The following is a 13,373-nucleotide window of genomic DNA, read 5'->3' on the forward strand; positions in this document are numbered from 1 at the left end:
TGCCTCTGCGGCGCAGGAGATGGCCCATGTCAGCGAATAATCAGCAAGGGTTAATTGCCTGGTTTGTGCGCAACCCTGTGGCGGCTAACTTGCTGCTGCTGTTGGTGCTGATATTGGGTGTGTTGCAAGCCGGCCAACTGCGGCGCGAGGCGTTTCCGGGGCTGGAGTCCAGCTCGTTGACCATACAAGTGCAGTACGACAGTGGTTCGGCGCAGCAGGGCGAAGAAGGCGTAGCGATTAAAATCGAGCAGCAGCTGCAAGACGTGGCGGGAATAAAATCGATTGAAAGTGAATCCACCGATAGCCAAGTCACGGTGACGGTGGAAAAGCTCAGCGACGTTGATCTGGACGATTTATTTAATCGCGTGCGCGACAAAGTCGATGCCATTTCGACCTTTCCTGCCGAGGCGAAAAAACCGGTGATGGAAAAGGTGCAGCGCTCAGATCACGCGTTATGGATTCAACTGAGTGGTAGCAATGAGCGCGCTACCTTGCAGCAGCTGGCGGCGGATTTACGCAGCGATTTATTGGCCGACATCGACATCAGTGGCGTCGAGCTGAACGGCTGGCTTGATCCGATTATCGACATCGAAGTGGACGAAGCACGGCTGCAAGCCTACGGTCTCAGTTTTGCCGACATTGAACAGGCGGTGCAGCAAGGCTCCAGTGCCGGTGGTCGAGCGCTGATCAATCAGGCCGACTTTTACTTGCAGCTGGGCACACAAGGGCAGGCATACCAAGCGCGAGAATTTGCTGACCTGCCACTGCGCTACAACGCCGACGGCGTCACCATTCGTTTGGGCGACGTGGCGGTGGTACGCGATGGTTACAGCGACAGCGATGCCAGTCTGTCGCGCTACAACGGTGACGTCAGCATCGCGCTGCAGATCGTCAGTAAAGGCAATACCGACATCAGTCGCGCGGTGGATGCCGCCGAAGCGATTGTCGAGCAATGGCGCAACAGCGGTCGGTTACCGAGCAATCTGGAGCTCACCACCTGGTACGACCGCAGTGAATTTATCAACGACCGTTTGGCACTGCTGGCCGATAACGCCTTGACCGGTATTTTGCTGGTATTCGTGTTATTGGCGTTGTTTTTGAACACCTCAGTGGCGTTCTGGGTGGCCATGGGATTGCCGTTTACCTTTTTTGGCACCTTGTATTTTATGGGCGATGACTTTCTTGGATTGTCGCTGAACGAATTCACCACCTTTGGTTTTATCATGGCGCTGGGCATCGTGGTGGACGATGCGGTGGTGGTCGGAGAAAGTATTTACACCACTCGGCGTCAGCATGGCGACAGTGTCGGAAACACGATTATTGGTACGCAGCGCGTCGCGGTACCGACGTTATTCGGCGTCTTAACCACGGTGGCGGCGTTTTTTGCGCTGTCGCTGACCTCAGGCCCGTTGGGGCAGTTGTACGCTCAGTTTGCCACCGTTGTGGCAGTGTGTTTGTTGCTGTCGATGGTGGAATCAAAACTGATATTGCCGTCGCATTTAACCCATTTAAATACCCGCGCGAACGCTAGCGAGCACCGCTTACAACGTCGCTGGCGTCGTTTGCAGCAGGCGTTGGACGACGGCCTGCAATGGTTTATTCAACATCTTTATCAGCCGGCGCTGCGTTGGGCACTGCAGCACAGGTACGTGTCATTGCTGTGGGCGCTGATCATCTTTACTGCCATTGCCAGCTTACCCATTACCGGTGCCGTGCGTTTGAGCTTTTTCCCGGCGCTGCCCGGCGATACCGTCAGCGCTTATGTCACCTTGCACGATGACGCCAGTCACGGCATGACTCACCGTGCCCTGCTGCAACTTGAGCAAGCGGCCTACCGCGCTGAACAGACATTGCAGAGCGGCGCCGACAGTGGCATTGGCAGCCTGCAACTGCTGACATCAGGCAATCGTTCTGGCTCGGTCACCATCGAGCTGAACGATCAGGCCAGCTACGACTTAAATCAGCTCAAGCAGGCTTGGCAGCAGCAAGTCGGTTGGCCTGAAGGGGTGAAAACGCTCAGCATTCAAAGCCACTCACGCTTGGTGTCGGACTTAGAAATCGAGCTGCGCAGTAGCGATGAGCAGCAGTTACAGCAGGCGACCACTGCCTTGCGCGAACACATCAGTGCTTTACCGGCAGTGAGTGGCGTCGAGGACACCATGGCTGCCGGGCAACCGAGTGTGATGGTGCACTTGAACGCCAAGGGTAAAGCGCTGGGGCTGACACACGAGCAGTTGTCGTTGCAGCTGCGCCAAGGCTTTGATGGTCAAGTGGTGCAGCGCTTTCAGCGTGACACCGACGAAGTTGAAGTAACAGTGCGTTACCCGAGCGACCAGCGTGAGGACATGCTCGACGTGTTCAGCGCTTACGTTCGTTTGCCGTCTGGGCAAAGCATCGCACTGGATAGCGTCGCCGATTTGCAGATGACGCACAGTCGCTCGACCATTCAACGCATCGACGGCAAGCGTGCATTTTCTGTTTCCGCCGATGTGGATAAAAGCATTCAATCGTCCACCGAGTTGGTGATGCAGCTGCGGCAGCAATTGGTGGTGGAGTTTGCGCAACGGTTTCCGGCAGTAGAGCTGAGTTTTGCCGGGGAGGCTGAGCATCAGGACGAAACCCAATCGTCCATGCTCAGCCTATTTTTTGCAGCTTTGTTGATTATTTATGGCCTGCTGGCGGTGCCGCTAAAGAGCTACTGGCAGCCACTGATTATTATGATGGCGATTCCGTTTGGCATACTCGGGGCGATATTAGGGCATTGGTTGAACGACATTGCGCTGGGGATTCTGTCGTTTAATGGCATTATTGCTTTGGCCGGTGTGGTAGTGAACGACAGCCTGCTGCTGGTATCGCGCTTTAATGAACTGCGCCAGCATTGCCACGACTGGCAAGAGGCGCTGGTTACTGCCTGCAGTAGCCGCTTGCGGGCGGTATTGCTGACCTCTCTGACCACCTTTGCCGGGTTATTGCCACTGTTGAGTGAAACATCGTTTCAGGCGCAGTTTCTGATTCCTGCGGCGGTGTCGCTGGCTTACGGCATCATCTTTGCCACACTGATTACATTGGTGCTGGTGCCTGTGCTGCTGTGGGTGCAGCAAGACATCGCGCTGCGTTGGCAGCGCCGCTGGGCCTTGAAGGAGCCTGAGGATGCTCAACGTACTGTTGGTTGAAGACGATCTGGATCTGGCCGCCAGCTTGCTCGATATGATGCAGCTGGAAGACATTGGTTGTGATCACGCCAGCAATGGTTTGGCGGGGCTGCAATTGCTGCAGCACAGTGAATACGATGTGCTGATTCTGGATTTAAACTTGCCCAAATTAGACGGCTTGTCTGTGTGTCGCCAAGCGCGTGCCCAAGGCTGCGATGTGCCGGTGTTAATGTTAACGGCACGCGATGCTTTGCTCGACAAGTTGGACGGTTTTGACGCCGGTGGCGATGATTACCTGGTAAAACCGTTTGAAATAGACGAGCTGTTAGCACGCGTACGTGCGCTGGCCAAACGGCGCAGTGGTCAGGCTCAGCAGTTGCAGTTTGCTGATATTCGCATGCGTTTGGATCAACACCAGGCGTGGCGCGGCGAACGCCCGTTGTCACTGTCGCCCATCGGTTGGCAATTATTGGAGTGTTTAATGCGTGCTGCGCCCAGCCCAGTATCGCGCGATAAACTGATTGCCACCGTGTGGGGGAATCTCCGCCCGATAGCAACAGTTTAAAAGTGCACATTCATAAATTACGCAAAGCCCTGGACACTAATGCGGCAGGTTCATGCCTGGTGCATATTGCTGGGGCCGGTTTTGCGTTAACCGAGCAACGATAAGGTGAAGCGATTAAGTCTGCGCTGGCTGTTGGTGTTGGCCTTTTTAAGCCTGACGGTGGCGTTGATGGCGGCGTACAGCTGGCTGTCGGCGCACTATTTTATGCGCGGCTTGGACAGTGCCACCCTGTTAACCCTGGAGCAGCATTTACACGTTGAAAAACAGCACCTGCAGCTGAATGAGCAGGCAACTGCAGCATTAGGGCGGCGCATTTCTGTTTCTTTGGATTGGCATACTATGCCCGAGGTGGTGCGCCAACTATGGCCGCAGCCGCCAACACCATCAGGGCAGTTATTAAAAGCTCGTCATAAAGATACGCCCGATCGGCATCAAATGGTCTTTTTATTGAAAGAGCAACTGTCCGATGGTCGTGTCATCTATGCCAGTCTGATTTTCGACAGTCCGCGCGAATCGGCCAGGGTGATTGAAAATCATCAGCAAAATCGGATGCTGTTGATTGGTATTGCGCTGGCGCTATTGGCCGCTGCCGGGTTAGCAACTCTGGCTCTGTTAAAAGGTGTGTTTAATCCACTGGCACGTCTGCAGCAATGGACCAACGAACTGACGGCGGAACATCTCAGTCAGCCGGTGCCGGATTTTTATTATCCAGAATTAAATACACTGGCGGAGTTGATTCGTACCAGCTTGTTTTCTGTGCAGCAAAGCATCGAGCGCGAACAGCGTTTTTTACATCACGCTAGCCATGAACTGCGCACGCCCATCAGTGTGGTGCGCTCCAGTATCGTATTGGCCTTAAAACTGTTAGAGCAACAGCGCAGTGTTAAGCCGGCATTGCAGCGCATTGATCGTGCTAGCAGAACCATGAAAGATCTGACAGAAACCTTGTTATGGCTAGGACGCCAGCAGGCACAACCATTGCCGTGCATGCGGGTGTCGCTGGCGCAGGAGATTCGTTTGTGGTGCCAAGAGTTGCAATATTTAGCGCAGGATAAATCCATTGCTATAAACATAACGTGTGACGACAGTGAGTTTGATTTACCGTTAGCCGCCGTAAGAATTGTCATCAGTAATTTGATTCGTAATGCATTGCAGCACACATGGCAGGGCGAAATATTTATCCATCAACAAGGTTTGACGGTAATCATCAAAAACTGCGGCGAATTATTAGGCCAGGAGTCCAGTACAGGTTATGGCCTTGGTTTGGAGCTGGTGCAGCAGTTGTGTGAAAAACTGAACTGGCAATATCGAATACAACAAACAGACGATGAGTACACTACGGAATTGGTCATGGCGGCTAATGGCGGCTAATGGCGGCTAATGGCGGCTAATGGCGAGTAGGCTGCTGACCTTTATTAAATACAACTATCCAAAATGATTACTGAATCTGACTCATGATGGCATCATAGCGACCAGACTGTTTGAGCTTTTCTAAGCCAAGGTTGAACTGCTCAACAAAATAGTCCCTGTGCTGGCTGTTATTCGAAATCAACACACTCCATTGCTGCTCATCCAATGGCTTATCATCAAAGGTGATGTTGGCGGCCTGTGCCGGAGTTAGCCAAACTTCCATCAGTGCCAGGCCGACACGCTCAGTGGCGACAAAGATGTCTATGCTGCCATTAAGAAGACGCTTTAGATTTACCCACTCTTCTTTGGTGCGCTCCACCGTCAATACACCGCTCGCTTCTAGATTTTGAAACTCATAGGAATATTCGTAAGCGATGGTGCCGCCAAAGCGGTATTGGCGCAGGTCAGACAATTGCTGCCAATCAAATGACTGTGATTGCAGATGAAAAAGCACACGCCGTTCATGCAGAGTCGGCGCGGTATAGACAAAGTCTTCAGCTCGCTCTTGGTTATACGACCAAATGACGGTGCCATCGTAGCTGCCGGATTTGGCGAGATTATAAGAACGCTGCCAAGGGTACCAACCCCATTGCACCTGAATGCCTTGCAATTGGTAGACCTCTTCAATGACTTGCGACGAAGGGCCGCCGTGAGGCAATTGCTCAGATAAATACGGAGGCCATTCACCGTTGGTCAGTTTAATCGTGCTGGGCAGTGTCGGTGGTTGTGCCGCGTATATTGAGATCGACCACAGCGATAAAAGAAATAGGCTCACATAACCACCAAGCGAGGGTTGAGTGAGCCGTTGTGTGGGGTACCTATCTACTGCCGTACTCATGAGCTAAGTTAATGGCTACGGCATTAGTTGACCTGCTGCATGATCTCGTCATAGCGGCCGGACTCTTTCAGCTGTTTTAACCCCAGATTAAATTGCTCGACAAAATAGGCTTGATTGGCGCTGTTATTAGAAATAATCACGCTCCAACGTTGCACGTCGATTGGCTTGTCGGCATGTGTTACCTGTGCCGCTTGATCGGCGCTCAGTACATTCGCGGCCAGTGAATAACCGACACGTTCTGTGGCGACAAACACATCAATGCGCTTAGCCACCAGCTTTTTAAAGTTATTACCTTCTTCTGGAATACGATCGACATTGAGCACGCCTGACTTTTCGGCGTCCTGAAATTCTTGCGAATACTCATAACCTATGGTGCCGCCTATTTTATATTGGCCCAAGTCGGCCATGGTATTCCAATTGATGGTTCGATCTTTCAAATGGAAGAGTACCCGGCGTTCCTCCAGCACAGGTTCTGTGTATTCGAAGGCTGCTTGCCGCTTGGCATTTTCTGACCAGATGACACTGCCGTCGTATTTGCCTTCTTCGGCCAGGGTGTAGGAACGCTGCCAAGGGTACCAACCCCACTCGACGGTTATGCCTTGCAGCTTAAAAGCTTCTGCCACGACTTGTGACGATGGGCCGAAGTTCGGCAGCTCCTTAGACAAATAGGGCGGCCACTCACCGTTGGTCAGCTTGATGGTGGTTGGCCCTTGTGACCAAGCCATAGAAGCGCACAAAGACAGCAGTAGTAGGGTACAGAGTTTGTTCATGCAGACGCCCTCGAAGGGTGGCTATTGAATGTACTTTTCTACTATAGACAGTGTATCGATGGCTTCCAGGCCGCTATCGAGCTGGCGCTTGAGTTCATGCCCCTGGGGGGTGTCGTCAAAGCAGACGAATAACCCACGCTGATTCAGTGGCTTACTGTTAAATTGGACTTCGTCTCGACGTCCCGCCAGTTCAGGGTCGCTGGAAAATAAATACTCCAGTAAAAAACGATCGATAACGATGGCATCAACACGGCCGACCAACAGTTTTCTAATATTATTTTTATCAAAATTAACCGGTTCGCTGGTGAGTTTGCCCTCATTCAGCCAGCGATCAAATTCAGCTTCGTTGACGTAGCCCGACACCACACCAATGCGATAGGGCGTCAGATCAGCCAGAGACTGCCACTCAATCGGATGACTTTTACGCTGTGCGAAACCGGTAACGCTGATTCCCAGTTGTGATGAGGCAATCAAACCTTCTTCCGGTTGGCATTGATAGGCGGGGAAGAAGCCACTAATACCTGCCGACGGGTGCTGTGTCAGCGCCAAAGCCCTTAGCCATGGGTAGAAATTCACGCGAGTGGCGATACCTTGGCTGCGAAACGCTTCACGCACAATACTGGTGGTGACGCCGCCCCCTGGTAGCTGCTCGCCAGCGTAAGGCGGCAACTCAACCGAGGCAAAACGCACTTCGTCTGCGTGGCTGAAAGAGGTCAGCCACAGCAGCGCCGCGAAAACTGCCAGCATTGCTTTCATGTTTACCTACAATCCGTGCACTCACATGGCTGCCCGGATGGGCAACACTTAGCGTAAGCATAGTCATAGCTTGACCGCATGCAGTGCCAGTGCGCCCTGCAAGGTGGCTGTCTCTTTTTCTTGGTTAATCTGTTAGATCAAGTTGATATAAGTGTGCTTTTTATAGCGCCCTGACTGGGGGCTGTGCCCGCTTGGTCTATACCTGCATTTATGTGTGATCAACTGAGGGCACAGTAGATGAAAGGCTTTCGCTTTGTATGTCGCGGCCTGCTGGCCGGGCTGGCCATGGCCACTACTCTGGCATACGCCAACGAGATAAAAATCAGCGGTTTTGCCAATATTACCGCCGGTACCAGTAACGACGAGGACGTCCCGTACGGGATGTACGATGAAAATATTTCCTTCAAGCCGGACAGCTTGATCGGTTTACAGTTTCAAAAAGACCTTGATGACAACTTATCCTTTACAACGCAAATGACATCGCGTGGCATGAATAATTACGACAGCCGAATTGAATGGGCGTATTTGTCGTATCACGTTAACAATCACTGGACGGTGAAGGCGGGTAAATTCCGTACCCCCTTTTATGAATACAGCGAAACCTTGGACGTAGGTTACACTTACCATTGGGTGAAGCCGCCGGAGGCCGTGTATATCCCGCTGTTTAATAATATGGAGGGCGCCAATGTGACGTATAAAAGTCGTTTTGGCCGCCTGGATTCTCGTCTTAATTTATTCTACGGCACACTGCAGGAAGAGTCGCCAGCTGGGCCGGTGGAACTGCCCTACATGGCCGGTGGCTCACTGAACTTAGGCTATCAAAGCTTCGGTGCGCGCTTGTCGTATTTTAAATCGAAAACCACCATTCCACCGGTATTCGCCCCAGACGTATTGGCACTATTACCCAGCGATGCTGCGCCACCCGGTGCGCCCCCAGCACCAGGAGGTCCAGGCCCAGATGCACCGACGCTGTCACAGGATGTGGCCGATGCCATCATTCCCGAAGAGGAGGACAGCACCTATTTTGGTTTGGCGCTGAAAGCAGAATTGGGTGATTTATTGGCGTTGTACGAATATACCACCACAGAAATGGACGACAGCATCTTTACCGATCCGGTGGGGCAGTACATTTCTTTGGCCTACACGCTGGGAGATTGGCAGCCACACATCACTTTTGAAGACTTCGATACCAGTCCTCGTACTGAAATTCTCGATTTAATGGCCGCTGATGATCCGCTCAGACCACAACTGGCAGCCATTATTGATTCGACCAACGAAGACTACAGCCGCATTACGGTCGGTGTTCGCTACGATTTTCACTACACCACGGCATTGAAAATCGACTACAGCCAAGTTGATTACGACGAGGAGCTACAGTCGCCGGTCCGGCCTCGGCTGGATGGTGAGCTGATCAGCGTATCGATATCCACGTTATTTTAATCGGAGGCGAGACTATGAAATCCGTTACGATTTTATGCATCAGTTTGCTGCCTCTGGTTGGTATTGCCAATGCCAACTCGGAAGTGGTGATCATTACTCATCCGGACAATCAGCAGCAGTTGGATGAATCAACACTCAATCGAATTTTTCTGGGTAAGGATTTATTTTATCCCAATGGCGATAAAGCCACGCCGGTACAGCTCGATGGCAGTGTTGCGTCGCACCAGGAATTCGTCGATAAATTCATTGGTAAATCGCCGAAGCAATTTAATGCCTATTGGGCTCGCATGGTGTTTACCGGCAAGGCGCCGATGCCGGCGACCATGGCCTCTGACGATGACATGAAAGCCACGGTGGCGAAAGATAAATCCGCCATCGGCTATATCGACAGCAGCGCAGTGGACGACAGCGTCAAAGTGGTGATGACATTGCCCTAACGCGGAGACAATAAAAAACCCCGCCAGGCGGGGTTTTTTATTGCGTGCGATATTACTTCACCAGTGTTTGCCACTCTGGTTTGTAATCACGCTTGCCCGTGACCTGATCAAAATACAAAGTCTGTAATTGTTCAGTGACGGGGCCACGGCGACCTTCGCCAATCAGGCGGCCATCCAGCGATTGAATCGGCAGTACCTCTGCGGCGGTACCGGTAAAGAAGGCTTCATCGGCGATGTAGACTTCGTCACGGGTAATTCGCTTCTCTTGCACTGTGTAACCCAGGTTGGCGGCAAACTCCATAATGGTTTTACGGGTAATGCCGTCCAAGCACGAGGTCAGCTCTGGGGTGTAAATCACACCGTCGCGAATAACAAAAATATTCTCGCCCGAACCCTCGGCGACATAACCTTCGTTATCCAACAGCAAGGCTTCTTCACAGCCACTGTCGATGGCTTCGCGCAGTGCCAACATGGAGTTGATGTAGTTGCCGTTGGCCTTGGCTTTACACATGGTGATGTTGACGTGATGGCGCGTGTAAGACGACGTACGAATGCGAATGCCTTGAGTTTTCGCCTCTTCACCCATGTACGCTGGCCATTCCCAGGCAGCGACCATGACGTGCACTTTTAAGTTATCGGCACGCAGCCCCATGCCTTCGCTGCCGTAAAACACCATCGGGCGGATATAGGCACTGTCGAGGTTGTTTTCGCGCACCGCGGCACGTTGCGCTTCGTTGATTTCATCTTTGGTGTATGGCATTGGAATGCCAAGAATGTGGGCCGAGCGAAACAGGCGGTCAGTGTGTTCCTGCAAGCGGAAAATCGCTGCGCCTTGATCGGTCTCATAGGCCCGCACACCTTCAAAAACGCCCATGCCGTAGTGCAGGGTGTGAGTCAGTACATGGACCTTGGCTTCGCGCCAATCAACCAACTCTCCGTCTAGCCAGATCAGACCGTCGCGGTCTGCCATGGAAGGTAGCATATCGACCTCTTTTACACTGTGGCGGTTATTAACATTGTGCCGCCGTCGGGTTAATTATCAGGCTCGTTGTGGTCAGCCTCTAACCAGCGGTTCCATAACCGCACTACCTGCTGGCGTTGCGCGTCAAACCCTAATGTTTGCACACGCTCATAATCCAGCAGCAGCTTTTGTTTTTGCAGTGCTCGCCGGTGAGTTTCGGCTCGGTAGGACAGGTAGGTTTCCTGTAAGGTCTGCTGATCTTTTGAATCCATCAGACCCGTGGCTGCGAACGCGTCCAACAGCCGCATGTTGTCGGTGACATCAAGTAACGGCGGATGTTGGCAGGACCAGGCCAGAACCCCGTATTGAACCAGAAACTCGATATCAACAATACCCCCAGCGTCTTGTTTGAGATGGAATTGTTGACCACTCGTATCTTTGGAGCCAAGGTTGTCACGCATTTTCTCACGCATGTCTCTGACTTGCTGGCGCAACTGCGGTAAGTCCCTAGCCGTTGCCAGCGTTTGCGCGCGAATGTGGCGGAACTCCTCGGCTGCAGCGTGACTGCCGCATAACACACGCGCCCGTACCAAGGCCTGATGCTCCCAGGTCCAAGCGTGCTGTTGTTGATACTCAGCAAAGGCTTTCATCGAGGCGACGATCATGCCGGAATTACCCGAAGGTCTAAGACGCATATCCACTTCGTATAAATCGCCGGAGCGTGTTTGCGTGGTCATGATGTGGATAATGCGCTGCCCCATGCGAGTGTAAAACACGCCGTTGTCTTGGCTGCGCTCGCCAGTGGTATAGCGGTTGCCGGCGCTGTTGTGCAAAAACACCAGGTCCAAATCTGAGCTGTAACTCAACTCCAAACCACCGACTTTGCCGTAACCAATAACAGCAAACTCGGGCTCCATCACCGGCTCTTTGTCGGCGTTGGTGGGGTAGCCGTATTTGGCCACCATTTGTGCAAACGCTAAGCGCACGACTGTGTCCAAGATGACTTCGGCCAGCCAGGTGAGGTAGTCGCTGACCTGCATCAGTGGCAAAGCGTCCATCACTTCACAGGCCGCCGCTCGCAGTTTATGCGCGCGCAAAAACTGGCGCAGCTGCTCCATTTGCTGTTCCAGGTCGTCGTCATCGATACGCAGCAAACGCAAATGCAGTTCTTCCGCCAGTTCGGCCTTATCGGGCAGGCGATACAGGGTGTCGGGCACCAGTAGCTCATCGAGCAGCAGTGGGGTGGCAGCAATGTATTCAGCCACCCAACTGGAAGCACCGCACAAACGCACCAGTTGCTCCAGCGCCTGCGGATTTTCTTTTAACAGCACCAGGTAGGCGGTGCGCCGCAGCACCGCTTCGAGCAATGGAATAATGCGCTCGAGGGTGGTGACCGGATTGTCGCCTTGCCACAGCAGTGCCAGCAGTTTGGGCATCAGCGCATCCAGACGCTCACGCCCAATTTGCTGCATGTTTAATACCGCGCGCGATTGGCGAAAGTTGCTCAGCCGCTGCTGCACTTCATCGGAGCCAGCGCAGGGGAACTGTTGTAGAAACTCTTGTTTGTATTGGCCGTGCAGTTCACCCAGCCACAGGTCGTGCCAAGCATGCGCCAGTTCTTCTTCCTCTGGTGTGTCGTCATCGTCGCTGGCGACAATATGAGAAAAGTGCAGGCTGACGATGTCACGATGTTGCTGCAGCTCGGCTAAAAAGCTGGCCCAGTCGTCAAAGCCCATGGCGATGGCTAGGCGCAGCTGATCAAACTCGTTGTCCGGCAGCTGCTGGGTTTGCTCATCGTGGCGCGCTTGAATGGCGTGTTCGACATTGCGTAAAAACAAGTACGCCTGTTTGAGCTCGCTGCAGGCATTGGCGGGCAAGTAGCCATCGGCGGCGAGAATATCCAGCACTTTGCACAGTTCGCGGGTTTGTAAATCGCTGTCTTGGCCGCCGCGAATCAGCTGAAACGCCTGTACGATAAACTCCACTTCGCGAATACCGCCAGGGCCAAGCTTAACGTTCATCTCTAGCCCGCGGCGGCGCACTTCGGCATTGATCATGGCCTTCATCGAGCGCAGCGAATCAAAGGCGCTGAAGTCGACGTACTGGCGATAGGTAAAGGGCCGCAGAATGCTCAATAGCTCTTGCGCGGCAGGGTTGTCTTCGCCGGTCATCACGCGCGCTTTGACCATGGCGTAGCGCTCCCAGTCGCGGCCCTGCTCCTGGTAATAAGCCTCCATCGAGGCAAAGTTCATCACCAGCGGGCCGCTCTGGCCATAGGGTCGCAAGCGCATGTCAGTGCGAAACACAAAACCGTCGATGGTGACGGTATCTAACGCCTGTATGAGTTTTTGTCCGAGCTTAATAAAATACTCTTGGTTGCTGATGACTTTGGGCCCTTGCGTATCACCAGACTCGGGATAGGTGAAAATCAGATCGATATCGGAGCTGAGATTCAGCTCGTAGGCACCCAGCTTGCCCATGCCCAACACCTGTAGGTGTTGCTCGCTGTCGCTGTGTTTGCCCATAGGCGCGCCGTAGCGCTGCTGCAGTTGCGGAGTTAAAAACGCCAGGGTGCGGCTCACACACTCGTCGGCCAGTTCAGACAGGGCGCGGGTAGTTTGCAGGGTGGTGGCTGTGCGCAGCAGGTCGCGCCAGATAATGTGGCTTTGCGCCCTTCGGCGCAGTAAACGCAGGGCCTTGTGCCAGTCTTCTTCGGTTTGTGCTCCGTCACTGAGGTGATCTAACCACTGGCTAAAGTGCTGGCGTGTTAGCGGCTCATCCAGCGCAGAATCGAAGAGGATGTTTTGCCAATAATCCGGCTCTTTGGCGACGGAATCGGCGACAAAATCACTCAAGCACAATACCCGCTGGCACTGCTGCTGCCGCTGTTCACTCAGCTGTTGCCAAAAGCTGGGAAAGTCCGCCTGGCGCAGTTGCCAGGTATCGGTCAATTGCTCGAACACGCTTTGCCAGTGAGATTGCAGCGCCGGTGGCAGCATAGGTAGCAGCTCCAAAGTTTACCCAGAAGCTGCTACTGTACCGAG

At 53.2% G+C, this 13,373-nt stretch carries 10 protein-coding genes; 5 read left to right on the plus strand and 5 right to left on the minus strand.

The genetic code is table 11. The features are described from left to right. Nucleotides 1–26 precede the first annotated feature (26 nt). From CHH28_RS05700 to CHH28_RS05710, 3 genes are all read left to right on the plus strand, one after another. The gene (locus tag CHH28_RS05700) at nt 27–3,173 is read left to right on the plus strand and encodes an efflux RND transporter permease subunit (RefSeq protein ID WP_094059409.1); all 3,147 of its coding nucleotides are present in this window, start codon (nt 27–29) and stop codon (nt 3,171–3,173) included. Then, on the plus strand, nt 3,151–3,717 hold the full coding sequence (locus CHH28_RS05705; RefSeq protein ID WP_233243760.1) for a response regulator transcription factor: 567 nt from the start codon (nt 3,151–3,153) through the stop codon (nt 3,715–3,717). The genes CHH28_RS05700 and CHH28_RS05705 overlap by 23 nt, the downstream gene beginning before the upstream one ends. Before the next feature lie 105 nt (nt 3,718–3,822). Continuing rightward, nucleotides 3,823–5,088, plus strand: a complete 1,266-nt coding sequence (locus tag CHH28_RS05710) for a sensor histidine kinase (protein ID WP_094059410.1) — start codon at nt 3,823–3,825, stop codon at nt 5,086–5,088. 67 nt (nt 5,089–5,155) lie between these two features. Here CHH28_RS05710 and CHH28_RS05715 read toward each other — a convergent pair whose 3' ends face one another. From CHH28_RS05715 to CHH28_RS05725, 3 genes are all read right to left on the minus strand, one after another. Continuing rightward, on the minus strand, nt 5,156–5,902 hold the full coding sequence (locus CHH28_RS05715; protein ID WP_157729795.1) for a substrate-binding periplasmic protein: 747 nt from the start codon (nt 5,900–5,902) through the stop codon (nt 5,156–5,158). Nucleotides 5,903–5,988: 86 nt separating this feature from the next. Further along, on the minus strand, nt 5,989–6,735 hold the full coding sequence (locus tag CHH28_RS05720) for a substrate-binding periplasmic protein (RefSeq protein ID WP_094059412.1): 747 nt from the start codon (nt 6,733–6,735) through the stop codon (nt 5,989–5,991). A gap of 21 nt (nt 6,736–6,756) precedes the next feature. Continuing rightward, nucleotides 6,757–7,482 carry a substrate-binding periplasmic protein gene (locus CHH28_RS05725; protein ID WP_157729796.1) on the minus strand — a complete coding sequence of 242 codons (726 nt, stop codon included), beginning with the start codon at nt 7,480–7,482 and terminating at the stop codon, nt 6,757–6,759. Nucleotides 7,483–7,728: 246 nt separating this feature from the next. Between CHH28_RS05725 and CHH28_RS05730 the strand changes: the two genes are divergently transcribed. Together CHH28_RS05730 and CHH28_RS05735 are read left to right on the plus strand one after the other, a co-directional pair. Beyond that, nucleotides 7,729–8,931, plus strand: a complete 1,203-nt coding sequence (locus tag CHH28_RS05730) for a hypothetical protein (RefSeq protein WP_094059414.1) — start codon at nt 7,729–7,731, stop codon at nt 8,929–8,931. Nucleotides 8,932–8,945: 14 nt separating this feature from the next. Then, nucleotides 8,946–9,368, plus strand: coding sequence for a hypothetical protein (locus tag CHH28_RS05735; RefSeq protein WP_094059415.1), 423 nt, complete (start codon nt 8,946–8,948; stop codon nt 9,366–9,368). Nucleotides 9,369–9,420: 52 nt separating this feature from the next. On the opposite strand, the gene CHH28_RS05740 is transcribed toward CHH28_RS05735, so the two are convergent. Together CHH28_RS05740 and glnE are read right to left on the minus strand one after the other, a co-directional pair. Beyond that, nucleotides 9,421–10,350, minus strand: coding sequence for a branched-chain amino acid transaminase (locus CHH28_RS05740; RefSeq protein WP_094059416.1), 930 nt, complete (start codon nt 10,348–10,350; stop codon nt 9,421–9,423). A 50-nt stretch (nt 10,351–10,400) separates the two neighbouring features. Next, nucleotides 10,401–13,328 carry a bifunctional [glutamate--ammonia ligase]-adenylyl-L-tyrosine phosphorylase/[glutamate--ammonia-ligase] adenylyltransferase gene (glnE, locus tag CHH28_RS05745; protein WP_094059417.1) on the minus strand — a complete coding sequence of 976 codons (2,928 nt, stop codon included), beginning with the start codon at nt 13,326–13,328 and terminating at the stop codon, nt 10,401–10,403. Nucleotides 13,329–13,373: the final 45 nt, after the last annotated feature.

This window comes from Bacterioplanes sanyensis, from assembly GCF_002237535.1.
Lineage (GTDB): Bacteria > Pseudomonadota > Gammaproteobacteria > Pseudomonadales > Oceanobacteraceae > Bacterioplanes > Bacterioplanes sanyensis_A.